This is a genomic window from Roseobacter sp. AzwK-3b, assembly GCF_000170875.1.
Classification (GTDB): Bacteria; Pseudomonadota; Alphaproteobacteria; order Rhodobacterales; family Rhodobacteraceae; genus Roseovarius; species Roseovarius litoreus.
Genome location: NZ_ABCR01000013.1, coordinates 13,653 through 40,606, shown reverse-complemented (window position 1 = coordinate 40,606; position 26,954 = coordinate 13,653). Strand labels below are relative to the sequence as shown.

Here is a 26,954-nt window from a genome sequence, read left to right as displayed (position 1 = left end):
AAACCGTTGATTCGCAAAGAGAAAGCCGGCTGTGCGTCGCGGGTTTGGCCAAGGGCGCAGAAGGGGGCACTACGTGAAACGGCCCCGCCGGGGCGGGGCCGTTCGAGAGGGTCGTCAGATGTCAGACGCGCAGGGCTTAGCCCTTGTCGTCGTCACCTTTGAGGGCTGCGCCAAGAATGTCACCAAGCGATGCACCCGAGTCCGAGCTGCCATACTGCTGCACGGCTTCTTTTTCCTCGGCGATCTCGCGGGCCTTGATCGACAGACCCAGACGACGTGTCTTGGAGTCGACATTGGTCACGCGCACATCGACCTTGTCGCCGACTGTGAAACGCTCGGGACGCTGCTCGGAGCGGTCACGGCTGAGGTCGGAGCGGCGGATGAAGGACTTGAGCCCGTCATACTGCACTTCGATCCCGCCATCCTCGATCGAGGTCACCTCGACCGTGATGATCGAGCCGCGCTTCACGCCGCCGACAGCATCCGCGAAGGGATCGCCGTCCAGCGCCTTGATCGAGAGGGAGATACGCTCTTTCTCGACATCGACTTCCGAGACGACAGCCTTGACGATATCGCCCTTCTTGTAGTTCTGGATCGCCTCTTCGCCGCGCTCGTCCCAGCTGAGGTCCGAGAGGTGAACCATGCCGTCGATATCGCCGGGCAGGCCGATGAACAGACCGAATTCGGTGATGTTCTTGACCTCGCCTTCGACTTCGGTGCCGACGGGATGAGTTTCTGCGAAGACTTCCCAGGGGTTGCGCTGCGTCTGCTTGAGACCAAGAGACACGCGGCGCTTGGCCTGGTCGATTTCCAGCACCATGACTTCGACTTCCTGAGAGGTCGAAACGATCTTGCCGGGATGCACGTTCTTCTTGGTCCAGGACATTTCCGAGACGTGCACCAGACCTTCGACACCGGGCTCCAGCTCGACGAAGGCGCCGTAATCGGTGATGTTGGTGACGCGACCAGTATGGACCGAGGCCAGCGGATACTTGGCGGCCACCAGATCCCACGGATCTTCCTGCAGCTGCTTCATGCCGAGGCTGATACGGTGGGTTTCCTTGTTGATCTTGATGACCTGGACCTTCACGGTCTCGCCGATCGACAGGATCTCGGAGGGGTGGTTGACGCGACGCCATGCCATGTCGGTGACGTGCAGAAGACCGTCAACACCGCCCAGATCGACGAAGGCACCGTATTCGGTGATGTTCTTGACCACACCATCCACGGTGTCGCCTTCGGTCAGCTGCGAGATCACCTCGGCGCGCTGTTCGGCGCGGCTTTCTTCGAGGATAGCGCGGCGCGACACGACGATGTTGCCACGGCGACGGTCCATCTTGAGGATCTGGAACGGCTGCTTGAGACCCATCAGCGGGCCGGCATCGCGCACGGGGCGCACATCGACCTGAGAGCCGGGCAGGAACGCCACTGCGCCGCCCAGATCGACGGTGAAGCCACCCTTGACGCGGCCAAAGATCGCGCCGTCGACGCGTTCTTCGTCGGCATAGGCCTTTTCAAGACGGTCCCATGCCTCTTCGCGGCGCGCCATCTCACGGCTGATGACGGCTTCGCCACGGGAGTTCTCGGCGGCGCGGAGGAACACCTCGACCTCGTCGCCAACGGCGATTTCGGGCGCTTCGCCGGGATTTGCGAATTCCTTGAGATCGACGCGGCCTTCCATCTTGTAGCCGACATCGATGATGGCCTGGCCCGCTTCGATCGCGATCACCTTGCCCTTGACGACAGACCCCTCATCGGGCGTGTCCATTTCGAGACTTTCATTAAGGAGGGTCTCGAATTCCTCCATGGATGCGTTATGAGCCATGTGGCGTGGTTTTCCTTTACAAGTGCATTTTTCCGGCCGCGCGGTTGTCTCCGCCGGTCTTGGGGTTTCGTTGGTCAGACGTGCCACAAAACAAAGAGGGCCGGTGACCCGACCCTGCTCGATCTCTTTGTTATATGGCCTTGATCGCCTTATCGACAGGGGCGCACATATCCGCTTGCGCCATGCTTTGCAAGCCCCTCGTGCCGTCCGGCATGGCAAAGGCGGGCGCGCGCCGACCGGGCGAGCCGGGTTGCGCGGGCGCGCGTCAGCGGTTCAGGCGGTCTTCGATGAGCGAGATCGCAGCCGACACGGCCTCGTCGATCGACATCTGTGACGTGTCGAGCAGCACCGCATCCTCGGCCGGTTTGAGCGGGGCGGCGGCGCGGGCGCTGTCGCGCTCGTCGCGCGTGCGAAGTTCCCGCAGAACATCCACGAGGCTGTCGGCATGCCCCTTTTCGCGCAGTTCTTTCCAGCGGCGCTCGGCGCGGATGTCGTCCGTGGCGGTGATGAAGAGCTTCACCTCGGCGTCAGGGCAGATCACGGTGCCGATGTCGCGCCCATCGAGCACCGCCCCCCCTGCCCTGCGGGCAAAGGCGCGTTGAAAATCCAGCAGGGCCTCACGCACATCCGGAAGAGCGGCAACGCGGCTTGCGGCCTGCGCCACGTCGGGGGTGCGCAGATCCTCGGCCTCGAGATCGGTGGCCTGCAGGGTGCGCGCAGCCTCGACCGGATCGGTGCCATCCAGCGTGCGGCGCCCGGTGGCGCGATACAGCAGGCCGGTATCCAGATGCGCAAAGCCGAAATGGTCCGCGACGGCGCGCGAGACGGTGCCCTTGCCGGCGGCTGCCGGGCCATCGATCGCGATGGTGAACGCCATGATGTCATCCTTTGCTGATGGGGGCATGGGTATGCCATGCGACCGGCACGCTCAAGCCCCAGTGCCGCGGCTGCGCCGCCCGGAGAGCCGTTTGCGCGGGTTTCGAGACTTGGCTCGGAACAGACTGTTTACAGACCCGGGTCTCCCAAAATGCGCAAACTTGGGGTAAGCTGCGCCCATTATCGAACACGTTATCCGGATCACACGAGATTTTGAGCTATTTCAACAGGATAAAATTATGACCGACACCGAGGACTATCCTCGTCCCAATACTCATTCCTCCGGCACCACAAGAAACGAGGGCCTGACGACTGTCGGCTCGGACCGGCAGGACGAGGCGGAGCAACTGCGCCGCAAGGCGTTGAAGCAGCCCGGGAATTTTCCCAACAGCCCGCGCCTTGTGCGATGGTGGGATACGCGGTCATTGAATTGGCTGCCCGGTCTCGAGGTGATTATCCTGCTGATCGCGATCCTGATGATGTCAATCGCGCTGCCGCTTCAGGCCGGATTGATCCCGCTTGGAACAGATGAATCGCACAGCGAAACGCCGATAGAGTAGCTTGGCGACTGGCCGTGCTGCGTGCCGGGATGTTGGAGCGGGTAACGGGAATCGAACCCGTAACTTAAGCTTGGGAAGCTCGCGTGATACCTTTTCACCATACCCGCTCGGGCGACCGTCTAGGTATGAAATCCGCCTTGCCCGGTCAAGGGGAAAGCTATCACGCGGCCCTGTTTCAGGCGCGCCGGCGTCTGCGGCGGCGTCCCCCGTCCTCGCCGTCGCCATCGCCGCCTGCGCCCACGTTGAAACTGACATGCGGCAAGGTCACGAGCCGGCCCAATTCGGGGAAGGGATCGGTCTTGTGCGGGATCGCATTGGCGGCGACGAAATGCTCCTGGAATTTGGGCTCGATGGCGGTCTCGACCTTGGAGATCTGGCCCACGACGCGTTCGATCTCGATGCGGGCGGCGACATTGCACAGCGCGATGCGCGCGCCGGTGCCCGCCGCGTTGCCGGCACTTGTCACCTTGTCCAGCGGCACATCCGGGATCATCCCCAGAACCATGGCATGGAGCGGGCTGATATGGGCCCCGAACGCCCCGGCGAGAACGACACAATCCACCTTGTCCACACCGCGTTCATCCATCAGCAGCCGCGCGCCCGCATAGAGCGCGGATTTGGCCAGCTGAATGGCGCGGATATCGCCTTGGGTGACGGTGATGCGCGGCCCGCCATCGGCGGTGGCGTCATGGATGAGATAGGCATGGGTGCGCCCTTCGGGCACCGAGCGCGGCGTGCCTGTGGCCGCGGCCGATCCGATCAGGCCGCTTTCATCCACAAGGCCCGCGATGCGCATTTCGGCCACCGCCTCGATGATGCCCGAACCGCAGATGCCGGTGATGCCGGAGGCAGCGATTTCCGCGTCGAAGCCGTCCTCGTCCGACCACTTGTCGCAGCCGATCACACGAAAGCGCGGCTCCTTGGTGACGGGATCGATGCGGATGGTCTCAATTGCGCCGGGGGCCGCGCGCTGACCGCTGGAGATCTGCGCCCCCTCGAAGGCCGGGCCGGTCGGCGAGGAGCAGGCCAGCACGCGTGCGCGGTCGCCCAGCAGGATTTCGGCATTGGTGCCAACATCGACGATCAGAACAAGGTCTTCGGATTTGCCCGGCTCTTCGGACAGGGCCACGGCGGCGGCGTCGGCCCCCACATGGCCCGCGATGCAAGGCAGGATATAGGTGCGCGCACGCGGGTTGATCGTCGTCAGATCCAGTTCGCGGGCCGGCATCGAGATCGAGTCCGAGGTCGCCAGAGCAAAAGGCGCCTGCCCCAGTTCGACCGGGTCGATGCCCAGAAGCAGGTGGTGCATGACCGGGTTGCAGACAAACACGGTTTCCACGATGAGATGCGGATCGATCCCCGCCTCCTTGGCGATCTCATCGGCCAGTGTGTCGATCGCCTCGCGCACGGCGCTGGTCATCTCGCGGTCGCCGCCGGGGTTCATCATGGAATAGCTGACCCGGCTCATCAGGTCTTCGCCGAAGCGGATCTGGGGGTTCATGATGCCTGAAGACGCCTTGACCTCGCCGGTGTCGAGATCGGTCAGATGCGCAGCGATGGTAGTGGAGCCAAGATCGATGGCCAGACCGTAAAGGCCGTCTTCGTGCAGTCCCGGCCAGATCTCGATCAGGCGGGCCACGTCATCGGTGTGGGATTTGTGCAGCGCGACGGTGACCTGGAACTTGCCCTTGCGCAACACCGGCTGCAGCTTGGACAGCAGCGACTGGTCAGCACGGATCGCGGGAATATCCCATTCGCGCGACAGCGCGCGTTCCAACCGTTCCAGATCGCCCGTGGGTTCGTGCATGTCGGGCTCGTCCACCTCGACGAAATAGAGCCTGGTGGCCGGGTCCATCTCGATCACGCGGGCCGAGGCAGCCTTGCGCACCACTTGCCGATGGACCTGACTTTCGGGGGGCACGTCGATCACCACATCGCCCATCACCTGCGCCTGACAGCCCAGACGGCGGCCCGGCTTGAGGCCGCGTTTCTGGTCATACCGTTCCTCGACCGCGTTCCATTCCGACAGGGCGTCCTGATGGACGGTCACGCCATGTTTGGAAAATTCGCCGTAGGAGGGCGTGATCTGGCATTTCGAGCAGATGCCACGCCCGCCGCAGACCGAATCGAGATCGACCCCCAATTGCCGTGCAGCGGTCAGCACCGGGGTTCCCTTGGGAAACCGGCCGCGCTTGCCCGAGGGGGTGAAGACAACGAGGGGGTCTTGCGACATCGGGATGTGTCCTTATCCGTGACATTCTGGTTGCACGGCGGAACATAAGGCAATGCCCGCCGGGTTACAGCCTGCAACCGTCAGAAAATGTCACAGGCGCGGCATGAAGGTCATGCCGGCATCAAGACTGGCCTGCCCTCAGGACGCGTCACGCGCCAGCCAATCGAGGATCGCCGCGCGGTCCCCATCGAGATCGGGCGCCGGTCCGCGCGTCTTGGGGTCCTCCATCCCACTGATCTTGATGGGATTTCCCGCTGCGGTGAAGGCCGGCTTGCCGGCGGCATCCAGCACATCGACCACCATGTTGCGGGCAAGTATCTGCGGATCGCGCATCGCTTCGGCGACATTCTGGATCGGGCCGGTGGGCACCCCGGCGGCTTCCAGACGATCGATCCAGTGCGCCTTGGGCTGATCGATGGTCACCGCTTCGATCAGGCGCTTGAGCATCCGGGCATTTTCGCAGCGCGCAGGGTTGGTCGCAAAGCGCGGATCCTCGGCCAGTGGCAGGCCCAGCACATCGCATAACCGCGCAAAAAGAGCATCGTTGCCCGCGGCGATCACGAACAGACCATCGGCGGCATGATAGGTCTCGAACGGGGTGATCGAGGGATGCCGCGCCCCCGAGGGACCGGGCGGGGTGCCGGTGACCGAGGTGATGGCGACAGCATGTTCGAGGATGGCCAACTGACCATCCAGCATGGCCACATCCACCTTGCGCCCCAGCCCGGTCCTTTCGCGATCGTAAAGCGCCGCCAGCACGCCCTGGAGCATGTACATCCCGGCGATGATGTCGCCGATGCTGGCGCCGACGCGGACGGGCTCGCGATCTTTCTCGCCGGTGATCGACATGACGCCGCCGCGCGCCTGCACGACCATGTCATAGGCCGGGCGCAAGGCATCGGGGCCGGTATGGCCAAAGCCGCTGACCGCCCCATAGATCAGGCGCGGATAGCGGGCGTGAAGGGTCTCCCAGCCGTAGCCCAGCTTTTCCATGGTACCCGGGCGGTAATTTTCGAGAATCACATCGGCCCGCTCGAGAAGCCGGTCGAACAGCGCGCGGTCGGCATCGGCCTTGAGATCGAGTGCGACCGACTGCTTGCCGCGATTGAGGGTGGCGAAATAGGCGCTCTTGTCGGCCTTGAAGGGCGGAAAGGACCGTGTGTCATCACCGCTTCCGGGCCGCTCCACCTTGATGACATGCGCGCCCAAGTCGGCCATCGTCATCGAGGCGAAAGGCCCTGCCAGCACATGGGTCAGATCGAGAACGGTGATCGGTGCGAGAGGGGCGGTCATGGCAGGTCTCCTGTTTGCGGCGTGGTCCGGTCCAGTCCTAGAGCATCGGCGTGACATGACACTGACACGGATCAAACCCGGTTCTTGCCTCTGGCCGGGGAATTGTGCAGACGAAAGCTTGAGTGCAGGTACGAGGGAGATCGAGTTATGACGGGGCGATGCTGTCCTTATCCGGGCAGGCGGCGATGATCTGGACCGCGATGGCCCTGTTGGGCGGCGGGCTGCTGGTCTGGGCGTGGATCGTGGCGCGGCGCATGGTGCGCGCCAGTCAGGGCACGCCAGTGCCGCCACGCGCGGGCGCTGCGCTGCTGCTGATCGAATTGCAGGACTGCCTTTGGAGCGATACACAGCACGATGCCGCCACCCGCGCCCGCGTCGAGGCCGCGGTGGCGCGCGAGGTGGAACTGGCGCGGCAACGCGATCAACCCGTGATCGCGCTGCGGCAGGAATGGCACGGGCTGATGGCGCGGCTGATCGTGCGGCTGACCCGGCCCGGCGCACCGACACGCGGCAGCGCGGATGTGGAACTGGCACCCGCGTTTCGCGGCATGGCCGATCATGTGATCGTCAAGCCGGTGGAAGACGGGTTCGAGACCGGCGCGCTGGATGCGCTGCTGGATATGCTGCGCGTCGGGCGGCTGCGACTTGTGGGGCGCGAGGGCTGCGCAGGGCTGGCGCGCACCGCGCAAGGCGCGCTCAATCGGGGCTATGAGGTGGAGCTGGTGCGCGACGGGATCGCCGCCACGGATAGTGCGGCCTTAGATGCCGTGCTCGAGGCGCTGACCAGCCAGGGCGCGCGGGTCGTCTGAAAGACGCCGCATGCGCCCGACCGGGCCGGATCATCCATCGCGGCGGATATCGGCGCCAAGCGAGGCCATCAGCGGTTCGAAAATCGGGAAGGAGGTGGCGATCGGGCCGCCGTCATCCACCGTGACCGGCTGGTTCGCGGCCAGCCCCATCACCAGAAACGACATGGCGATACGGTGGTCCAGATGGCTGGCACAGGTCGCGCCCCCCGGCACATCGCCATGTCCCCGGCCATGCACGATCCACCAGTCGGGACCGTCCTCGACCTTGATGCCGTTGGCGCGCAGGCCGGTGGCCATGGCCTCGATCCGGTCGGATTCCTTGACGCGCAATTCCTTGACGCCACGCATGACCGTGGCACCCTGGGCGAAGGCCGCGACCACCGACAGCACCGGGTATTCGTCGATCATCGATGCGGCACGCTCGGGCGGGACTTCGATCCCCTTGAGGTCCGGCGAAAAGCTGGCGCGCAGATCGGCCACGGGCTCGCCGCCTTCCTCGCGCAGGTTTTCATAGCTCAGATCGGCGCCCATCTCCTGCAGGGTGGTGAAGAGACCCGCACGGGTGGGGTTCAGCCCGATATTGGGCACCAGCACGTCCGAGCCTTCGGTGATCAGCGCGGCACAGACAGGAAAGGCCGCCGAGCTGGGATCGCGGGGCACGGCGATGGTTTGAGGCGACAGCTCGGGCTGGCCTTCAAGCGTGATGATGCGGCCTTCTGCGGTATCTTCGGTGGTGATCTGCGCGCCGAACCCCGCCAGCATCCGTTCGGTATGATCGCGGGTCGCCTCGTGCTCGATCACGACGGTCTGACCGGGTGCGTTCAACCCTGCCAGCAGCACCGCCGATTTCACCTGCGCTGAAGGAACGGGCACGGTGTAGCGCACTGGCAAGGGATCGCGCGCGCCCACGATGGTCATGGGCAAGCGCCCCCCCGACCGGCCCACCGCCTGCGCGCCGAAAAGCGCCAGCGGATCGGTCACCCGCGCCATGGGCCGTTTGTTCAGGCTGGCATCGCCCGTGAAGGTGGCGGTCACCGGCGAGGTCGCCATCGCCCCCATGATGAGCCGCACACCGGTGCCGGAATTGCCACAATCGATCACCTGATCGGGCTCGGCGAAGCCCCCGACACCGACGCCGTGAATGCGCCACGTGCCATCGTCATCGCGCACCACCTCGGCGCCGAAGGCGCGCATGGCGCGGGCCGTATCCAGCACGTCCTGTCCTTCGAGAAGGCCGGTGACCATGGTTTCGCCGACCGACAGCGCCCCGAGGATCAGCGCGCGATGCGAAATCGACTTGTCGCCGGGAATATCGGCTGTGCCGGCAAGCCCGCCCGAGCGGTGCGAGGTCATGGGAATCGGAGCGCCGTGGCCGGACATGGGGATGCCTTTCGTCAATGGATCGCCCGCCTGATAGCGCAAGCATCCGGCCGCGTCCATTGCCGTTGCGCTGCCACGGGCGCAGAGGCCAGATGCCTCCGGCGGGAGTATTTTGGGAACGATGAAAGGCGGGCCGCGCGGATCCCGGACGGCCCGGCATCGTATCAGGGAAGCGCGGCGGTGATGATCAGCTCGACCTTGTAGTCGGGCGTGGCCAGTTTCGCCTCGCCACAAGCGCGGGTCGGGGCGTGGCCCTCGGGCACCCAGGCGTCCCAGACGGCGTTCATCTCGGCGAAATCGGCCATGTCGGCCAGCCAGATCGTGCAGCTGAGCATGCGGGTTGCGTCGGTGCCGGCCTCGGCCAGAAGGGCCTCGACCTTTTCGATGCAGCTTTGGGTCTGTGCGGTGACGCTTTCGCCGGGGGCGCCGACCTGACCGGCGAGATAGGCGATGCCGTTATGGATGACCATCTGGCTCATGCGCGGGCCGGTATGATGGCGGGTGATGTCGCTCATGGGGTGTCCTTTCAGGAGCTGTGAAACCGGGCGGGCGAAAGCGCCGCGACCGTGGCATCCGATAGACCGGGTTCGGCCCCGGTGACAAGCGCCGCCGTGAGCCGCGCGAGGGCCGGGGCTGTCTGAACGCCGTAGCCGCCCTGCCCTGCCAGCCAGAAAAATCCATCCGCCTCAGGCGCGAAGCCTGCGACGGGTGTCCTGTCCGCGGCAAAGCTGCGCAGGCCCGCCCAGCTGTGATCGACACGGGTGACGGGGACAGTCACGGCCTGTTCATAGCGGTGCAGACCTTCGGCCAGCACCATGTCATCGGGCCAGGCATCATGGGGCGCGACCGGGTCCTCATCGGCGGGCGAGACCATCAGCTTGCCCGCATCGGGCTTGGCATACCAGGTCTCGGAGATCGATCCGAAAAGCGGCCAGCGCGAGATATCGTGCCCTAAAGGTGCGGGCAGAAGCGCCGCAGAGCGGCGCATCGGCGTGATGCCCAAAGGCGCCAAGCCCGCCAAACGCGCCACCGGATCGGCCCAGGCCCCGGCGGCGTTCACCAGCACGGGCGCGGTGAATGGCCGGTCGCCCGCGGTGACCTGCCAGGCGGCATGCCCTCGCCGGATGGCGGTGACGGGGGCGCTGGTCACCACCTGCCCGCCCCGTGCCTTGAGCAGCCGGGCATAGCCCTGCAGCATGCGATCCACGTCGATGTCCTGAGCGTCACGTTCCAGAGCGGCCCGAACGATGCGCTCGGGGCGCAGGATGGGAACCAGATCGACCGCGTCTGCGGCCTCCAGCAGGTCGATCCCGGAAGCGCCGTCGCAATAGGCCTGCAGCGTGCCGAGCTCGTTCTCGCCTGCCAGCAGCAACTCGCCGCGCGGCGACAGGAGCGAGCGGTCACTGATGCCCTCTGGCGCCTCGAACACCGGAGCGGCGGCGGCATTGAGCGCACGCAGGGTGGCGTTGCCGTAATTGCGGATGAAAATCGCGGCCGAACGCCCGGTGGAATGATACCCGAGCTGCGCCTCGGTCTCGATCACCGTGACGCGGGCATGGGCAGCCAGCTCAGCGGCGGCGCTGATGCCGGCGATCCCGCCTCCGATGACGATGATATCGGGATGTGTCATGCGCCCTCGAAGCCGGTCAGCACGGCGGTCAGGTTGTGGCCGAGCTCGTCGCAGAGATAGCCGCCTTCCTGCACGAACAGCGTGGGCAGCCCCAGCCCTGCGATGGCCGCGCCGATCCGGGAAAATCCGGGTGTCGTGACGGCGAAGCCCTTGAAGGGATCGCCCTCATAGGCGTCAAGGCCGAGGGCCACCACCACCACATCGGCGCCGAAGGCGGATATGCGCGCGAGCGCCGTATCGAGCGCCCGCAGAAAGCCCTCGTCATCGGTGCCGCGCGGCAACGGCAGGTTGAGGTTGTAGCCAAGGCCCCGACCGATGCCGCGCTCATCGGCATGGCCCCAGAAGAACGGGTAGAAACGGGCCGGATCGGCGTGCATCGAGACGGTCAGCACGTCGTCGCGATCATAGAAGATCCCTTGCGTGCCGTTACCGTGATGCACGTCCACATCGAGAATCGCCGGGCGCAGCCCCCGAGCGCGCAGCCGTTCGGAGGCAATGCCGGAATTGTTCAGGAAACAGAAGCCCCCCGCCAGATCGCCGAAGGCATGATGCCCCGGCGGGCGCGACAGCGCATATGCGGCGCGCGCGCCCGACACGAGAAGATCAGCACCGGTGATCGCCACCTGTGCGGACCAATAGGCCGCCTCCCAGGTGCCTTCACCGATCGGACAGGCGGTGTCGGCCTGATGATAGCCCGCCTGCCCCACCGCCGATCGCGGGTAGCTGTCGGTGCGGTTGGCGGGGTGGATGTTGGGGATCACCTCGTCTCCGGCGCCATCGATGCGCTGCCAGCGGGTGTAGATCGTTTGAAGGAACGACAGGTATTCGGGCGAATGCAAAGCGGCGAGCGGGCCCATCCCGGCATCGTCGGGCGCCTGCATGGCGCAACCGGCGGCGCGCGCGCCCTCGATCAGTCTGGCGATGCGGGCGGGTTGTTCGGGGCTTGGCAGAACCTTGCCGTTGGCCATGAAATGCCGAGGGTCGTGCCGCCATTGCCGGTCGTCGAAAATCGCTTTCATCCTGTGTCCTTCATCATCTCGAGGCACCCTTCGCGATCCAGGGTCATCACGGTTGCACCGGTACGCGGGACGAGACCCAATCGGTCATAAAAGGCACGCGACGCAACCGAATGATCGTAGACGGCCAGCGTCAGCCATTCAGCCCGCCAAGTCTGTGCGGCGCGGCGCACAACCGCGGCCAGCAACCTGCGGCCAAGGCCAGAGCCACGCACCGTTTCATCGACCCAAAGGTCCGACACATAGACCCCCGCAGCCCCCCGCGCCGTCGAATAGGTGGGGCTGAAAAGAGCCGCCCCGCAGAGTGTCTCGCCCTGCATCGCCAGCAGACCATGCGCCGGCGCGACCTCCGACAGAAGCGCCGATGCCAGGCAGGCACGGCTGGCCTTGTGGGTATCGCCCAGATCGGCGCTGAGCGCGCGCAGCGCGCCGTCCAGCAGCATCAGGTCATCGTCGGTCCGAACGGGGCGAAAGGTGATCGCGGTCATGATGTCAGATCGCGGTCCTGTCCGCGCCTTTGAGGCCGAGCATATCACGCGCACGGGCGGGGCTTGCAACCGTGCGGCCGAGATCCTCGACGATGCGGCGGATCTTGGCGACCTGCGCGGCGTTGCTGGTGGCGAGCTCGCCCCGGGCGATGGTCAGGCTGTCCTCGAGCCCGACACGCACATGCCCCCCCATGGCGGCGGCCATGGTGATCATCGGCATCTGGTGGCGGCCTGCTGCAAGCACCGAGAACATGTAATCCGCGCCGAAGAGCTTGTCGGCGATGCGGACCATATGTGTCAGGTTTTCAGGGTCTGGCCCGACCCCTCCCAACACGCCGAACACGAACTGGATGAAGAATGGCGGCTGGATCATGCCGCGATCCGCGAAATGGCGCAGCATGTAGAGATGCGAGAGATCGTAGCATTCGAACTCGAACCGCGCGCCGCGTTCGGTGCCCAGTTCTGTCAGGATGCGGGCGATATCGCGGGGCGTGTTCTTGAAAACCAGATCGTCGGTGGCTTCCAGAAACGGTTTTTCCCAGTCATGCTGCCAGTCGGTGAACCGCTCGGCCATCGGATAGAGCGCGAAATTCATCGACCCCATGTTGAGCGAGGCCATCTCGGGGGCGGCAAGGCGCGGGGCGGCCAGACGCTCATCTAGGCTCATGATCGCGCTGCCACCGGTCGAGAGGTTGAGGATCGCGTCACAGCCCTGATGGATGCGCGGCAGAAAGGCCATGAAATGCTCGACTGAGGCCGAAGGCCGGCCCGTTTCGGGATCGCGCGCATGCAGATGCAGGATCGCGGCCCCTTCCTCGGCGGCGCCGAGGGCCTGCGCGGTGATCTCATCGCCCGTCACCGGCAGATGGGGTGACATGGACGGCGTGTGGATCGAGCCCGTGATGGCGCAGGTGATGATAATGTCGGACATGCGGGGCCTTGTGTTATGCGATGCGATCCAGTTCGGGGCGGATCTCGTCGGTGAATTGAGCCAGCGACAGGTCGAGCATCTCGGTGATCTCGTCGAGATGGGTTTCGGTCACGATCATCGGGGGGGCGACGATGATATGGTCACCCTCCAGACCCATCCGGGTACGCCGCGAATAAACGATCAGCCCATTGTCATAGGCGATGTTCACGAAGCGGTCGAAGGCCTTGAGGTGCTTGGGCAAAGGCGCCTTGGTGCGACGGTCCGACATGAATTCGAACGCCGTCAGCAGGCCCATTCCTCGCACGTCGCCGATGATCGGATAGCGTTGCATCAGGCCGGTCAAACGCTCTATCAGGCGCGCGCCCATCACCGCAGAATTCCCGGTGAGATCATTGCGTTCGATCTCGTCGATCACGGCGACACCCGCCGCACAGGCCAAGGGGTTTCCGGCATAGGTATAGCCGTGCAGGAAACCGCCATCGTCCAGAACTGCCTCGACCAACCGTTCATGCGCCGCCATAGCGCCGAGCGGCACATAGCCTGCGGCAAAGCCCTTGGACATCACGATGATATCCGGGGTCAGGTTCCAATGCTCGGCGGCCAGAAACGCACCGGTGCGACCCGCGCCGGTCATGACCTCGTCGAGGATGAAAAGCACGCCGTATTTGCGGCAGATCTGCTGCACGCGCTCCATGTAGCCGCGCGGCGGCGGCAGAGCGCCGGTCGAGGCGCCGCCCACCGGCTCGACCATGAAGGCCAGCACGCTTTCGGGGCCTTCCTCGAGGATCTTCGCCTCGAGCATGTCGGCATAGTGATGACCGGTCGCCTCGTCTTCGGGGTCGAGCCCGTCAAGATAGGCGGTGGGCGCCGGGATCTTGGGCATCGCCTGCATCATCGGCCCGAAGGGCTTGGTCAGCGGATCGTAGCCGGTGATCGCCAGTGCGCCGAGCGTGCAGCCATGATAGCTGGGCGCGCGGGTGATGATCTTCCAGCGGCTGCCCTCACCTGTGGCCAGCGCGTATTGCCGCGCCAGTTTTATCGCGCTTTCCACGGCTTCGGAGCCACCCGAGACGAAAAAGATCCGGTTCAGACCTTCGGGGCAAAGTGCTGCCGTCTTCGCAGCCAGTTTCTCAGAGGCCTCTGTCTCGAAATGCAATCGATAGCCGAAGGTCGATTTCTCCATCTGGCGGCGCATCGCCTCGAGCACGTTCTCGTTGGAATGTCCGATATTGCAGACCATCGCCCCGGAGGATCCGTCGAGATAGCGCTTGCCGTCCACATCCCACATGTAGACGCCGCGCGCCTGATCCAGAACCGGACGGCGCTGGCGGCCCTGATAGAACAGATGGCTTGGTCGTTGTGTCATGGCGTTATCCGGGCAAGGCGGCGCAATCCTGCGGCCGCAGATGAAGATTGACCTTGGTGCCCACCGCAAAGGGATGGCCGTCGATCATGTTGATGGCTTGCAGCTGCGTGTCGCCAGCCTGCACGAAATAGCGGACCGACTGGCCCTGATAATCGACGGTCTGCACGGTGGCGGGAACCGAAATCACGCCTTCGGGCGCAGGCGATGTGGACAGCACCAGCTTTTCGGCGCGCACCACCAGTTTGGCAGGGCCTTCGGAGGTGATCCTCGGGGCTTTGGCCGCCGGGATGGGCACCGTGCCGAAGGTCTTTTCATGCAAGGTCACGGCCCCACCAGACAGAGCGCAGCGAGCCGCGAGGATATTCGATGCCCCAAGGAAATGCGCCACGAATTCGCTGGCTGGTGTGTTGTAGACCTCTTCTGGGGCGCCCACCTGTTCGACCCGACCTTCGGACATCACGACGATCTGGTCGGACATCGCCAACGCCTCGGACTGGTCATGGGTGACGAAAACGGTGGTCACGCCGATCCGTTCCTGAATGCGCTTCAATTCAACGCGCATGTCCTCGCGCAGATTGGCATCGAGGGCCGAGAGCGGCTCGTCCAGAAGCAGCACATCGGGTTCGATGACGATGGCCCGGGCAAGTGCGATACGCTGTTGCTGCCCGCCCGAAAGCGCCTTGGGGTAGCGATCCCCGACATTGGGAAGCTGCACGAGATCCAGCGCCTCCTGCACGCGGCGCGGTATGTCCGAGGACGGCACATTGCGGTATTTCAGCCCGAACGCCACGTTTTCGGCCACTGTCTTGTGCGGGAAAAGCGCGTAGTTCTGGAACACGAGACCAAGGTTGCGCTTGTGAATGGGCACGTCATTGACGCGTCTGCCGCCGATCAGGATTTCGCCCTCGGTCGGATCCAGCAGACCCGCGATCATGCGCAGGTTGGTCGTCTTTCCGCAGCCCGACGGCCCCAGAAGCGTGACAAACGCCCCCTCGGGTATTTCAAGCGACGAGCGATGCACCGCGGTGAAGGTGCCGAACCGCTTGACGATGTTGTTCAAAGTGACCGAGCTCATTCATGGTCTCCGGTGGCGGGTAATTGGGGGCGACCGGCCCCGGCGCACAAGGCTGCGGGACCGGTCTTGATCGTCTGGCTCAATAGCCCTTTTGCACGCGACCGAAGGTCTTGGACCATTCCTGCTCGTTGCCGTTCCAATAGGCCGGATCGGCGAAGGTCAGACCCGACAGTTTACCCGTTGGATCGAAGGCGGGCAGGGTCGGGATCTTGGCGCCCAGATCCACCTTCTGCGGATCAAGGGCCGGCGGATAGTTCTGCCCCTCGGCGACCGCGATCGAGGTTTCCGGCGCGAGCATGAAGTTCAGCAGCTCTTCGCAGGCTTCCATCGGGCTGCCCTTGATGACGAACAGGCATTCCTGCCAGCCCATGCCGTTGGGCGGATCGATATAGCCGATGTCGTGGCCCTGTTCCTGCAGGGCATAGATGCGGCCGGACCAGCCTTCGGTCACGTAGACTTCTTCCTCGGCCAGAAGGCTCATCAATTCGGCGCCCGACCCCCAGTATTTCAGGCTCAGATCGCGATGCTGGCGCACGGCATCCCAGACGGCGTCCATATCCTCGATCGCATTCGGGTTCTGGCCGGTTTGCAGCGCGGCATACCAGATACGCGTGCGCCAATCGCTCCAGCCGGCGATCTTGCCCTTGTAGGCGGCATCGATCAGCAGACCCGCGCCCTTTTCCTTGGCCTCTTCGTCCGAGATATGCTTGCGGTTATAGGCAAGACCCGTGGTGCCATAGTCGTAAGGCACGCAAGAGAGCTTGCCATCCGATACACCGCGGAACACGTCGACCAATTTGGGAATGACGTATTGCAGGTTGGGGATGTTGTCTTCGTTCAACACAGTGCTGAGGCCAAGACTGTGGTAACGCGCATAGTCGAACACACCCGACAGATGCGCGATGTTGTATTCGCCTTCCTGGCTGGCCTTGACGCGGCTGAGATATTCATCGCCGCCGCCGAATGTGCCGTCGACCACTTCGATACCGGTCTTGGCGGTGTAGGGATCGAAGGCATGTTCGCGGAACGCCTCGGAGACCACGCCGCCCCAGCCGTCAAAGCGAACCTGGCTCACGGACTGCGCATGGGCGAATTTGGCGAAGGGCGTCTGCACACCGTAAGCAAGGCCCGCGGCACCGATCAGCCCCAGAAAGCCGCGCCGGTCGATATCGCCGTTCATGTAGCGCTCGCGCAGACGCTCGTAGCGGGTTGTGTTGTCCATTTTCCTGGTCATAGGTCACTCCTTGTTGACATGGGTTCAGTTTGCTTCAGCGGTTCTCAAGTGCCGCTTTTGGTTGAAAGTTTCCGGGCAATCGCCAGCCCCAGCAGAGGCAGCCCGACCGTCATCAGGATCATCACAGTGCCAAGCGCGTTGATTTCGGGACTGATCGAATTGCGCAGCATGGCAAAAATCTGGGTCGGGACGGTTTCTACCCCGCCGGGCTTCCAGAACAATGTGCCGGTGATGTCATCGAAACTGATGGTGAAGGCGAAAAGCGCGCCAGCCAGAACAGCCGGCATCATGAGCGGCAGGGTGATCTGGAAGAAGGTCTGGCGCGGGCTGGCCCCAAGGCTCATTGCGGCCTCTTCGACATCGCGCTTGATGCTGACCAGACGGGCCTGCACCACAAGGATGACGAAGGGCAAGGTAAAGATCACATGGCCCAGCAAGAGCAGGGTGAAGCTTTTGTTGATCTGCAGAAAGTTCAGGAACAGCAGCAGCGCCACCGCCAGCACTACCTCCGGCACAAGAATGGGCGCGATCAGCAGTGTGGAAATCAGGTTCGACCCCGGCACCCGGTAGCGCACCAGCGCAAGGCTGGCCAGAACACCCAAGGTGGTCGAGATCGCCGCCGTCAGCAGCCCCAGCACGATCGAGGTTCGAAACGCCCGCAGGATCGCATCGTTCTGCGACAGCTCCACGAACCAACGGAAGGAAAACCCGGTCATCGGAAAACTTCCGAACTGACTGGCGTTGAACGACAAGAGCACAACCACCGCCACCGGCAGGAACATGAACATGTAGACCAGCAGGGTCCATGCGCGCACCAATGCCCAGCCCAGTGATCCCGACTCGCGCATCAGCCCAGCCCCTTCATCAGCTGCGCCATGCCCAAGTAACGGTTGTAGATCAGCACCAGAACCCCCAGCACCGCCAGCAGCATCAGGCTGAGGGCCGACCCAAGCGGCCAGTTGAGCTGCGTGATGATCGCCTCGAACACCAGGTTGGCGAACATCGCGTCGGTCGGCCCGCCCAGAACCAGCGGCGTGATGTAGGTGCCGGCGCCCAGAACGAAACACAGCAGCCCGCCCGCCGCCAGCCCCGGCAGCGACAGCGGCAGTGTCACCTGCAGGAACGCCTGCCAGCGTGTCGCGCCAAGCGAATTAGCGGCATCTTCGAGATTGGTGTCGATCCCGTCCAGGCTGACAAAGACATTCAGCACCATGAAGGGCAGCAGGAAATGCACCAGACCCAAGATCACGGTGGTTTCATTATAAAGCATCTGGATCGGCTCGGCGATGATGCCAAGCGCCAGAAGCGCGCTGTTGAATGCCCCCGACACGCCAAGGATGTTGATCCAGCTCATCGTGCGGATGATGTAGCTGATCCAGAATGGCAGCATCAGCAACAGCAGCAGGATCGCCTTGTTCCCCTTGGACCGGGCAATGAAATATGCTGCGGGATAGCCCATGACCGCGCAGACGAACGTCGTGATCGCGGCGATCTTCAGGGTGTTGAGCAGGATGTCGCGGTAAAACGCGTCCGTCAGCGCCTCTTGCCAGTTGTCCAGAAAGAAGCCCACCTGATCGGCGCCCGTCGCAGTGCGCAACCAGAACGAATAGACGACGATGAACAGCAAGGGCACGAACAGCAGCAACGCTACCGCCGTGAGCGCCGGAGACAGCAATATCCAAGGCTGTCGCGCCTCTCGGGCTTCGACCGACATGACACTCCCTCTTTGTTCCCTGGCCCGTTGTCACCGGGCTTGGCTTGACGATGCAAAGGGGGCATGCATTAATCAAATAAATAATCGGAATTATGACTATTGACAGAAGCTATGGAAACCCCTGACGGCGCTGTCCGTCTGATGCGCGAACTGGACTGGAACCTGCTGCGCACATTCGTCGTTCTGGGACAGTCCCGCTCGATCACCGAAGCGGCACACCGGCTGCGGCTCACGCAGCCTTCGGTCTCGACCGCGCTCAAACGGCTGGAGGACCGTGTCGGCCGTCGCCTGATCGACCGCAAACCGGGGTATTTCGAGCTGACGAAAGCGGGGCAGGTTCTTTATCGCGAGGCGGTAGACATCCAGGGATCGATCCTGCGGCTATCCACCCAGATGCGCGAAATGACTGACGAGGTGACAGGCCATGTGCGTATCGCGCTGGCCAGCCACGTGATCTGCCCGCTCTTTGACGCCGTCCTGTCGGACTTTCACGCCGAGCACCCCAAGGCCACGCTGTCGATCGACGTGCTGTCCTCGTCCGAGGCCGTCGAAAGCGTCTCGGGGCGGTTTTCATCCTTCGCCGTATGTCTAGTGAACCGACGTAACCCGAACCTTGAATACATGCGCATCTACCGGGAATTCTTTGGTCTTTTCTGTGGGCCGCCGCATCCTCTGTTCGGGCGCGAGAACCTCACGCGGGAAGATCTGGCGGGGCATTCCGCCGTCAGTTTCGACACTGACCGCCTGCAGGACGCGCTGAAACCGGTGGCCGTGATGCGGGCCGAGGCCAATATGGAGGATCTGATCGTGGGCACATCCGGCCACCTCGAAGAGGTACGGCGGATGATCATCGCCGGACTGGGGATCGGCCCCCTGCCGGTTCATGTCACCAAGCGCGATGTGCAGGACGGTGTCATGTGGCAATTGCCCCCCTACGACACGCCGCCCGCGATAGATGTGCATGTGGTCTGGAACCCCAAGGCGAGCCTCAATCGCGCCGAGCAGTCCTTTCTGGACCGACTGCTCAAGCGGATCGAGGCGACCCCCATGGAAGACCGAACCTATCGGTGATGGGCCGGGGCCAGCCCCCTGCCCCAGCCCCGGCCAAGCTGCCGCGATCAGGCCGCGCGGACCTTTCGGCGCCCGAAGGCCACCATTCCGCCAATTGCTCCAAGCAGCAAAGGCAGTGTCGCCGGCAGCGGGATCGGTGCCACGGAATAGGAACCGCGCAGATAAGCCGCGTTGTCTTGTTCCTCAATGGTGGAGAATTTGGTGAGCGCGGTGTCGCCTTGTTCGCCGAGATAAAAACCGTCCACTTCAAAAGTGTAGACCAAATCTCCAACGCGCACCGTTTGCGGGGCTGCGAACCAGCTTACCAGGGTCACGATATCATTGGCACAGTCCGCGGCCGAACCAGGTACATTCGTACAAGTATTATCGGTTTCATCATGCAGGAAGTTGAAGACCGATGAAAAGCTGAAGGCGTGGCCATGAATATCGCCTTTGATATCCACGGTGAGGGTTGCGCCGGTGATTGTGGGCGCATCTCCGTCAGCAGCGCCCTCGGCACTTTCATAGAAGGTTTCAGTGTCGAGCCAGATAGCGAAATTCTCATGTGTGAAGACGCCAAGAGAAAACTCGTTCGAAACGTCTTTCGCATCGACACCATCGAATCTGTATGCACTTTGCTGGCCAGAATTTTCCGAACCTTTCAGCACAGGGTCACCCCAGGCGACGCGGCTTCCGTCGTCGGTGATTTGCAAGCCAAACACATCCTGAGGCGCAACATTGGACCATGTGCCGGATGTATTTATATCGACCGTCGCCGCGTTAGCCATTGCGCCGGTCATGCAGGTAGCGGTTAGCATTATTGCTGCTGTCAGTTTCATCTTGTGTTCCTCAATGTAAATGTGATCAGGCGCATTACTGGTTCGGGCAGATATCGCAGGACACTGCGTGGGGCGTCACCGCCTCAACCGGCGGGACCTCTTCCACCGTCCGGTCCGCCGGCTCCACCGCCGGCGCCGCCGCCACCGGCTCCACCACTAGCGCCGCCACCGCCAGCTCCACCACCGGCTCCACCGCCAGGGCCGCCACCGGCTCCACCACCAGCGCCGCCGCCACCGGCTCCACCACCAGCGCCGCCGCCACCGGCTCCACCACCAGCGCCGCCACCGCCAGCTCCACCACCGGCTCCACCGCCAGCGCCGCCACCGGCTCCACCACCAGCTCCACCACCGGCTCCACCACCAGCGCCACCGCCGGCTCCACCACCAGCGCCACCGCCGGCTCCACCACCAGCGCCGCCGACCCCGCCAGGGCCACCGCCGCCATCGGCGCCGACACCCGGCCCGTTGCCGACGCCCGATGCGGCGGCAGTCGAGAAGGTCTCGACCTCGGTCAGCACAACGGCCAGACCGGGACATGCCAACTGGGTTTCGGCCAGGATGGATGCGAAACTGGCGCTGCGCTGAAGTTGGGCGACAAAGCCACGGGTCACGCGATCACACTCGCACAAGTCCTCGACCGATGGTGTCGTCATGGCCGTCCAGGCTGTGCATCTTGTATCAGCGATTGCAGGGGCGGCCAAAGTTGCCAAAGAGCAAAATGCTCCGATCGTGGTCAAAGCCACAAATTTGCGTTTCAAAGTTATTCTCCCAAAGTCTGCTTTTTACGCCCCCACAGCGGAACACAAACTTTCACCTTATAAATGATCTAAACAATTTTGATTCTTACCGCATTCTCGCCAGATTTTCGACACATTCTATCTATTTCCATAGCGAAGGATTTGTGCAAAAGTCAAGATGTTGATCTTTAGAGGATTGAATTGCAACATATAGTGTTATTATTGCCGAAACTGGATATAAACTTTTTCAGTTTTGGAAACGGCGTGACGCAATCTGCGTTTCACAAGGCCGTGCAATGAGCCGGTGATGTGCCGAAAGTGCTCATATTTGAAACAATAAAGCCGCGCGCCACGCTTGCGCGGGGCGTGCGGCCTCCGGTCTTTTAGGTGAGTTTAGCAGGGTCAGCCTTGCTGAAAACCACCGACCCAGCTTCGCGGGTTTTGCGGGTTCTGCATTCTCAGAAAGATATATCTCGAGGATCGCCAATCGCGGATATCGTTCGTCAGATTATCCAGCAGCAGGTCGCCCCGATCCGATCGGTAGACCAGAACGGCGTGCGGCACCCTTTTGCGGTCAAGGACCGTCGCCAGCAACAGCTTGCGATGATCCACGCCAAGGCGCACCAGCTCGCGTTTCTTGAGCAGAGCGAAATCTTCACAATCGCCCCCCGACGCCGTCGGCAAGGACCAGTAATCCCCACTTCGGAATTGCCCACGGTCCGAGGCGGGTTTCACCGATGAATTGACCTGAGTGTTGATCTTCTTGACCAATGCCAGTTCCTGCTCGACGCCGAGCGATGCCTTGACCTGACCGCCGCAGGCCCAATCGTATTTCGCGCAGATATTCTTCGCCCCGTTCGGCGGCGGCATCTCGACGCTTGCAAGCAGGAAGGTGTTGCCCGCGGTCGCGGCTGCGGCAGACATCACCATGCCGATCGCCCCGAAAAGAAGGGAGCGTGGCGCTTGAGACATTAAAAAATTCTGAATGATATGCATCTTGCAGGTATCCTCACTATCGCGACAAATGGTCGACAGCGCCGAAACTCGGCATGGCGATACCGCAAGATCCGTGCCAAAGATGACGTAAGTTTGGCGAAACTATTCTGATCTCATGGCGCAGCCAGAGCGACAGGTGATCGCGGCGCGACCCTGTAAATGCGGCTTGTTGCGCAATGAAAGGCGCGCCTCAGCCGCGCTCGACCAGCACCGAACCCACGGAGTATCCCGCCCCGAAGGAACAGATCAGACCGGCATCCCCGGGCTTGAGGTCATCCGAATACTTGGAGAACGCGATGATCGACCCCGCAGACGAGGTATTGGCGTAATCCTGAAGGATATTTGGCTGTTCGTCGGGTTCGGGCACGCGGCCCATGACCTTCTTGCCGATGAAATCGTTCATCGACTTGTTCGCCTGATGCAGCCACAGACGCCGCAGATCGCTGGCCTCCACGGCTTCGTCAGACAGATGCGCCGCAATATGCGCCGAGACCATGGGCAGCACTTCCTTGAAGACCTTGCGGCCTTCCTGCATGAACTGCATGTCGCGCCGATCCTTCAGGCCATCGGGCCGGGTGCGGCGCAAAAACCCGTTATTGTTGCGGATATTGTTGGAAAACTGCGTGGCGCAGCGCGTGGAGCGCACGACGAAATGTGCGCCTTTGGCGTCTTCGGCGCGTTCCAGCACAAGCGCCGTGCAGACATCTCCGAAGATGAAATGACAATCCCTGTCGCGCCATTCCAGATGGCCCGAGCAGATCTCGGGGCTGACCACCAGCGCACAACGCACCGACCCCGAGCGGATCATGTCGGCGGCCGCCTGAATGCCGAACGTAGCCGAGGAACAGGCGACATTCATATCGAACGCAAAGCCGCCAGCGCCCAGAAGCTGCTGAATTTCAATGGCAATAGCCGGATAGGGGCGCTCGTGGTTCGAGGCGGCACAGATCACCAGATCGACCTCATCGGCGCGCCGCCCGGCTTGTTCAAGCGCCTTGCGCCCGGCATCCAGCGCCATCTCTGCCATAATCGACGGCTCATCATCGCTTCGCTGGCGAAACTGTGGATGCATCACTGCGGGGTCCAGCACGCCGGTTTTGTCCATGACATGACGTTGCTCGATCCCCGAGGCGCCGAGGATGAAGTCCGACGAAGATGGGGCCTTGGCGGCGATATCACCCGCCGCAATAGCGTCGGCGTTTTCGGCGTTGAACCGCTCGGCATAGGCGTTGAAGGCAGCGACCAGCTCATCATTAGTGATGACTTGGTCTGGCGTGAAAACGCCGCTGCCTGTGATAGCGGGTCTGTGCATCGGGCCCCTCCTCCGGATGACGCCATCAGATCATCCGATGGCTGCCGCTAGGTCAAGCGTGACGGCGCGGCAGCCCGGCTTTGATGCGTCTAATTCACAAGGTTTGGAGGGGTTTTCCCCTGCAATGCCGCATAGAGGTTATCGACCGCCATCATCCCCATCGCCTCGCGCACCTCGAGCGCGGCAGTGCCCAGATGCGGCAAGAGCGTCACGTTCTCCATGCTGAGCAAGGCGTCCGGAACCTCGGGTTCGTGCTCATAGACATCCAAGCCTGCGCCTGCGATGCGGCCAACCTGCAGCGCGGCGATCAGCGCCACCTCGTTGACCACGTCGCCGCGGGCGATGTTGACGAAATGCGCGGTTGGCTTCATCGCGGCAAAGAGATCGGCGCCGATCATATGGTGCGTCTCGGCCCCACCCGGTACGGCGACAACGACGATATCGGCCTGTTCGGCCAGCGATTGCAGGTTTTCAGCGCGGGTGGCGGGAAAGGCCAACTCCTTTTCCGAGCGGTTGTAATAGACCACATCCATCCCGAACCCCATGTGACAGCGCTGTGCGATCGCCTGACCGATCCGGCCCATGCCGATGATCCCCACCGTCTTGCCCGAGACATGCAGGCCCAACATCTGCGTGGGGTGCCAGCCTTCCCATTTGCCGGCGCGCACCAGCCGCTCGCCCTCACCAGCGCGGCGCGCGCTCATCAGGATCAGGGTCATGGCGATATCGGCGGTGGCATCGGTGACGGCGCCGGGTGTGTTGGTGACCATGACGCCCGCTGCGCGGGCGGCGCGCACGTCGATATGGTTGTATCCCACCCCGAAATTGGCCAGCACCTTGCAGCGCGGGTTCTCGGTATCCAGAAACACCTCGGCCGAGAACATGTCGCCCAGCGTCGGCAACACCCCATCATAGAGTGCCAGCGCGGCGCGCATCTGCCCTATCTTGAGCGGCGCGGTCTCTTCGCGCACTTCGACCTCATCGAAAAGATCCCGGGCACGCGCAAGAACGCGGTCAGGCAGCGGGCGGGTCATGTATACGCGGCTCAATGCATCTTCTCCCCATTGGGCACAGGTTTGTCGGGGGCCAGCAACACGATCTGGCCTTTTTCATCGGACAGGCCAAGCACCAGCACTTCGGACATGAAGGGGCCGATCTGGCGGGCCGGAAAGTTGGTGACGGCGATCACCTGACGCCCCGGCAGGTCATCGGGGCTGTAATGCGCGGTGATCTGAGCACTGGTTTTCCTCTCGCCAAGCTCGGGGCCGAAGTCGATCCAGAGCTTGATCGCGGGCTTGCGGGCCTCGGGGAAGGGTTCGGCGCGGATCACGGTGCCGACGCGAATATCGACCTTGAGGAAATCGTCGATCGAGATCGGGTCAGCCATTGCGCAGTTCCCGCGAGCGGTCGGCGGCGGCGGCGATGGTCTTTTTCATCAATAAAGGCAAGCCCTTGGCCTCGTCCATCAGCACTTCGAGACCGGCCTGCGTGGTGCCGTTGGGGCTTGTGACATTGACCCTGAGCTGCGCGGGCGTCTCGTCGGCGGCTTCTGCCAAGGCGCCAGCGCCGGCGACGGTGGCCTGGGCCAGCTGCATTGCAAGCTCGGGCGAGAGGCCCTGGGCTTCGCCGGCGCGGGCCATGCATTCTATCATGTGGAACACATAGGCCGGGCCGGAGCCGGAGACGCCGGTGACGGCGTCCATCTGGTCCTCGTTTTCGAGGCGCACCACCTGTCCTACGGCGGAAAGGAGCGTTTCGGCCAGATCAAGATGGTGTGGTTGCGCATGGGCGTTACCGATGATCGCGGTGATGCCCCGACCCACGGCGGCGGGGGTGTTGGGCATCGCGCGGATGATCGGGCTTTGCGCGCCAAGGGCTTGTTCGAAAGAGGAAATTGGGGTTCCGGCAGCGACCGAGACAAAGAGCGTTTCGGCATTGCCCATCGCCGCGATGTCAGGAAGGGCATCCCCCATCATCTGGGGTTTGACGGCGATCAGCACGATGGCGGGGCTGACAGGCAGATCGGCGTTGATCTGCACACCGGTCGATTGCAGCCATTCCGAGGGGTTGGGATCGATCACCCAAACGGATTTGGGGGGCAGTCCGCCGGACAGCCAGCCCTGCAGCATGGCCGATCCCATCTTGCCACAGCCCAATAAAACAAGGCCGCGGCGGGCCAATTCGTCCATATCCATGATCCGATTCCCATTCCCAATTTACGATCATGGTAGGGATACGCGCGGCGCCGGGGGGGTGCAATGGCGCCGCGGAGAGGTTTTTCCGGGGTCAGGCGCGGCCGAAAGCTTCGGCGATGGCGACCTGAATGGCCTGTTCCGGAGTTTGATCGCCCCAGACAACCAATTGAAAAGCCGGGTAAAAACGCTCACAATTGGTGAAGGCGGCATGGATCAGGGTATCCACCTGGTCGGGGCTGACGGCTTGGGCGCCGGTCATCACCAGACCGTAGCGGTAGACCATCAGTTTCTGTTCGTCCCAATAGGTGAAAGCGCCGGCCCAGCACTGATCGTTCACATCGTTAAGTATATGATAAAGCGCAGGCATTTTTTCTTCGGGAGGTTCCATCTCGAAGGTGCAGACCATGCGGAGGGTCTCGTCATAGGCGGACCAGGCCAGTGTGATCGAGTAGGTGCGCCACTGGCCCTCGACGGCCATTGCGATCTGATCGTCGCCGATACGATCAAACTCCCAATCGTGATGTTCGGCAAGATGTTCAACGATATCAATCGGATGGAGATCTTCCTGCAAGAACTGCTCGGACAGTGCCATGGCGCCACCTCATTTTGCTGTAGCGCCGGGGCTTTGCAGCGCCCCAAGCGCTAGGTGCCTGCTCTAAGGAAGGGGGAGGATTCCACCCGTCCTACAAGATATGGTGCGTGGTTTGGCATATCCTGTAAAGCTATTTGTTGAGGATAACCGCAATAAGTTGTGGATGACTTCAAAATGGCCTCAAGATGCAGCAGGCCGATCCAGAGGCGATCTGCGCCAGTGTGACAAAGGCATGACGGCATGGCCCCGTCGCCGGGAAAAATGCGTAGGTTTCGTACAAATCCTACACGGGTTTGGGACGAAATAAGACGAGCGAAACGGGAGTTGTGTCCATCCCGTACACAACTCCCCTATTTCGCCCCCTGCGCGCCCCCGCTTCAGACACCGGGCGGGCGCGTGACCGAGGGGCATGGCCGCGCATGAGGACGGGACGTGGTCGTGATGACCGACCGGATGACGCGGGTCAGGCCCGGCCCACGGGCGAGGCGAAGAGGAAGTCCATACCGCCCATCGCGTCGATCTCGGACAGGAGGGTGGAGAGTTGCGAAAGCGTGTCGCGCAGTTCAGCGACAATCTGGGCACGCTCGGCCGGGTCGGACACTTGGCCCAGCTCTTCGCGCAGGCGGCGGGCCTGCGCCAGCGTGTCTTCCAGAGCACGCAGAAGATCGGAGGCTGGGTCGCAGTCGGTCATCGCAGACCATCCGAGAAAGGCTAACGGCAGGCTGCGCAACCTTGGGGGGCAACGGTTTTTTCGGGTTCCTCGTACACGCGTAAGCCATGATAATTGCGTCACTAATCACACA

At 63.0% G+C, this 26,954-nt stretch carries 27 protein-coding genes and 1 tRNA gene; 3 read left to right on the top strand and 25 right to left on the bottom strand.

Annotation, left to right across the window (positions count from 1 at the left end; all coding sequences use genetic code 11):
• Positions 1-136 precede the first annotated feature (136 nt).
• Together rpsA and cmk are read right to left on the bottom strand one after the other, a co-directional pair.
• Positions 137-1,825, bottom strand: a complete 1,689-nt coding sequence (gene rpsA / locus RAZWK3B_RS17805; protein WP_007817603.1) for a 30S ribosomal protein S1 — start codon at positions 1,823-1,825, stop codon at positions 137-139.
• 265 nt (positions 1,826-2,090) lie between these two features.
• Positions 2,091-2,702: a (d)CMP kinase gene (cmk, locus tag RAZWK3B_RS17800; protein ID WP_007817602.1), complete on the bottom strand. Its 612-nt coding sequence runs from the start codon at positions 2,700-2,702 to the stop codon at positions 2,091-2,093.
• 238 nt (positions 2,703-2,940) lie between these two features.
• Between cmk and RAZWK3B_RS17795 the strand changes: the two genes are divergently transcribed.
• Entirely contained in the window at positions 2,941-3,261 is a 321-nt protein-coding gene (locus tag RAZWK3B_RS17795; protein ID WP_007817601.1) for a hypothetical protein, read from the top strand.
• 33 nt (positions 3,262-3,294) lie between these two features.
• Here RAZWK3B_RS17795 and RAZWK3B_RS17790 read toward each other — a convergent pair.
• The 3 genes from RAZWK3B_RS17790 to RAZWK3B_RS17780 form a co-directional block, all read right to left on the bottom strand.
• Positions 3,295-3,368 (bottom strand) — tRNA-Gly (locus RAZWK3B_RS17790).
• A gap of 68 nt (positions 3,369-3,436) precedes the next feature.
• On the bottom strand, positions 3,437-5,494 hold the full coding sequence (locus RAZWK3B_RS17785) for an ASKHA domain-containing protein (RefSeq protein ID WP_007817600.1): 2,058 nt from the start codon (positions 5,492-5,494) through the stop codon (positions 3,437-3,439).
• Between the two features lie 138 nt (positions 5,495-5,632).
• Complete coding sequence (locus RAZWK3B_RS17780) at positions 5,633-6,787, bottom strand: CaiB/BaiF CoA transferase family protein (RefSeq protein ID WP_007817599.1); 1,155 nt, start codon at positions 6,785-6,787, stop codon at positions 5,633-5,635.
• Positions 6,788-6,945: 158 nt separating this feature from the next.
• Here RAZWK3B_RS17780 and RAZWK3B_RS20330 point away from each other — a divergent pair, with 158 nt between their 5' ends.
• A complete protein-coding gene (locus tag RAZWK3B_RS20330; RefSeq protein ID WP_007817598.1) occupies positions 6,946-7,596 on the top strand; it encodes a cysteine hydrolase family protein in 651 nt (216 codons plus the stop codon).
• Between the two features lie 30 nt (positions 7,597-7,626).
• Here the strand turns inward: RAZWK3B_RS20330 and aroA are convergent, their stop codons facing one another.
• The 11 genes from aroA to RAZWK3B_RS17720 form a co-directional block, all read right to left on the bottom strand.
• Complete coding sequence (gene aroA, locus RAZWK3B_RS17770; RefSeq protein WP_037296242.1) at positions 7,627-8,976, bottom strand: 3-phosphoshikimate 1-carboxyvinyltransferase; 1,350 nt, start codon at positions 8,974-8,976, stop codon at positions 7,627-7,629.
• 164 nt (positions 8,977-9,140) lie between these two features.
• Positions 9,141-9,491, bottom strand: coding sequence for a RidA family protein (locus RAZWK3B_RS17765; RefSeq protein ID WP_007817596.1), 351 nt, complete (start codon positions 9,489-9,491; stop codon positions 9,141-9,143).
• Positions 9,492-9,502: 11 nt separating this feature from the next.
• Entirely contained in the window at positions 9,503-10,606 is a 1,104-nt protein-coding gene (locus RAZWK3B_RS17760) for an NAD(P)/FAD-dependent oxidoreductase (RefSeq protein WP_007817595.1), read from the bottom strand.
• Positions 10,603-11,625: a histone deacetylase family protein gene (locus tag RAZWK3B_RS17755; RefSeq protein ID WP_007817594.1), complete on the bottom strand. Its 1,023-nt coding sequence runs from the start codon at positions 11,623-11,625 to the stop codon at positions 10,603-10,605. Before RAZWK3B_RS17755 ends, RAZWK3B_RS17760 begins: the two co-directional genes overlap by 4 nt.
• Entirely contained in the window at positions 11,622-12,110 is a 489-nt protein-coding gene (locus RAZWK3B_RS17750) for a GNAT family N-acetyltransferase (protein ID WP_007817592.1), read from the bottom strand. The genes RAZWK3B_RS17755 and RAZWK3B_RS17750 overlap by 4 nt, the downstream gene beginning before the upstream one ends.
• A 4-nt stretch (positions 12,111-12,114) precedes the next feature.
• Positions 12,115-13,041, bottom strand: a complete 927-nt coding sequence (gene kce, locus RAZWK3B_RS17745) for a 3,5-dioxohexanoate:acetyl-CoA acetone transferase (RefSeq protein ID WP_007817591.1) — start codon at positions 13,039-13,041, stop codon at positions 12,115-12,117.
• A 13-nt stretch (positions 13,042-13,054) separates the two neighbouring features.
• The gene (locus tag RAZWK3B_RS17740) at positions 13,055-14,407 is read right to left on the bottom strand and encodes an aminotransferase family protein (protein WP_007817589.1); all 1,353 of its coding nucleotides are present in this window, start codon (positions 14,405-14,407) and stop codon (positions 13,055-13,057) included.
• A gap of 4 nt (positions 14,408-14,411) precedes the next feature.
• Positions 14,412-15,482: an ABC transporter ATP-binding protein gene (locus tag RAZWK3B_RS17735; RefSeq protein WP_007817587.1), complete on the bottom strand. Its 1,071-nt coding sequence runs from the start codon at positions 15,480-15,482 to the stop codon at positions 14,412-14,414.
• Between the two features lie 79 nt (positions 15,483-15,561).
• A complete protein-coding gene (locus RAZWK3B_RS17730) occupies positions 15,562-16,704 on the bottom strand; it encodes an extracellular solute-binding protein (RefSeq protein ID WP_007817585.1) in 1,143 nt (380 codons plus the stop codon).
• A gap of 56 nt (positions 16,705-16,760) precedes the next feature.
• On the bottom strand, positions 16,761-17,564 hold the full coding sequence (locus RAZWK3B_RS17725) for an ABC transporter permease (RefSeq protein WP_007817583.1): 804 nt from the start codon (positions 17,562-17,564) through the stop codon (positions 16,761-16,763).
• Positions 17,564-18,430 carry an ABC transporter permease gene (locus RAZWK3B_RS17720; RefSeq protein WP_007817582.1) on the bottom strand — a complete coding sequence of 289 codons (867 nt, stop codon included), beginning with the start codon at positions 18,428-18,430 and terminating at the stop codon, positions 17,564-17,566. Before RAZWK3B_RS17720 ends, RAZWK3B_RS17725 begins: the two co-directional genes overlap by 1 nt.
• 111 nt (positions 18,431-18,541) lie before the next feature.
• Here RAZWK3B_RS17720 and RAZWK3B_RS17715 point away from each other — a divergent pair, with 111 nt between their 5' ends.
• The gene (locus RAZWK3B_RS17715; RefSeq protein ID WP_007817580.1) at positions 18,542-19,501 is read left to right on the top strand and encodes a LysR family transcriptional regulator; all 960 of its coding nucleotides are present in this window, start codon (positions 18,542-18,544) and stop codon (positions 19,499-19,501) included.
• Between the two features lie 47 nt (positions 19,502-19,548).
• Here RAZWK3B_RS17715 and RAZWK3B_RS17710 read toward each other — a convergent pair whose 3' ends face one another.
• From RAZWK3B_RS17710 to RAZWK3B_RS17670, 9 genes are all read right to left on the bottom strand, one after another.
• The gene (locus RAZWK3B_RS17710) at positions 19,549-20,319 is read right to left on the bottom strand and encodes a choice-of-anchor K domain-containing protein (RefSeq protein WP_157132308.1); all 771 of its coding nucleotides are present in this window, start codon (positions 20,317-20,319) and stop codon (positions 19,549-19,551) included.
• Between the two features lie 34 nt (positions 20,320-20,353).
• Complete coding sequence (locus RAZWK3B_RS21495) at positions 20,354-20,764, bottom strand: hypothetical protein (RefSeq protein ID WP_007817577.1); 411 nt, start codon at positions 20,762-20,764, stop codon at positions 20,354-20,356.
• A gap of 694 nt (positions 20,765-21,458) precedes the next feature.
• Positions 21,459-21,986: a transglutaminase-like cysteine peptidase gene (locus tag RAZWK3B_RS17700; protein ID WP_232279562.1), complete on the bottom strand. Its 528-nt coding sequence runs from the start codon at positions 21,984-21,986 to the stop codon at positions 21,459-21,461.
• Between the two features lie 256 nt (positions 21,987-22,242).
• Complete coding sequence (locus RAZWK3B_RS17695) at positions 22,243-23,364, bottom strand: beta-ketoacyl-ACP synthase III (RefSeq protein ID WP_007817573.1); 1,122 nt, start codon at positions 23,362-23,364, stop codon at positions 22,243-22,245.
• Between the two features lie 89 nt (positions 23,365-23,453).
• Positions 23,454-24,398, bottom strand: coding sequence for a 2-hydroxyacid dehydrogenase (locus tag RAZWK3B_RS17690; protein ID WP_007817571.1), 945 nt, complete (start codon positions 24,396-24,398; stop codon positions 23,454-23,456).
• Between the two features lie 11 nt (positions 24,399-24,409).
• Complete coding sequence (locus RAZWK3B_RS17685) at positions 24,410-24,751, bottom strand: tRNA-binding protein (protein WP_007817569.1); 342 nt, start codon at positions 24,749-24,751, stop codon at positions 24,410-24,412.
• Positions 24,744-25,559 carry a pyrroline-5-carboxylate reductase gene (gene proC, locus RAZWK3B_RS17680; protein WP_007817567.1) on the bottom strand — a complete coding sequence of 272 codons (816 nt, stop codon included), beginning with the start codon at positions 25,557-25,559 and terminating at the stop codon, positions 24,744-24,746. The genes RAZWK3B_RS17685 and proC overlap by 8 nt, the downstream gene beginning before the upstream one ends.
• A 91-nt stretch (positions 25,560-25,650) precedes the next feature.
• Entirely contained in the window at positions 25,651-26,151 is a 501-nt protein-coding gene (locus RAZWK3B_RS17675; RefSeq protein ID WP_007817566.1) for a type III secretion system chaperone family protein, read from the bottom strand.
• Positions 26,152-26,614: 463 nt separating this feature from the next.
• Positions 26,615-26,842 carry a hypothetical protein gene (locus RAZWK3B_RS17670; RefSeq protein WP_007817565.1) on the bottom strand — a complete coding sequence of 76 codons (228 nt, stop codon included), beginning with the start codon at positions 26,840-26,842 and terminating at the stop codon, positions 26,615-26,617.
• Positions 26,843-26,954 lie beyond the last annotated feature (112 nt).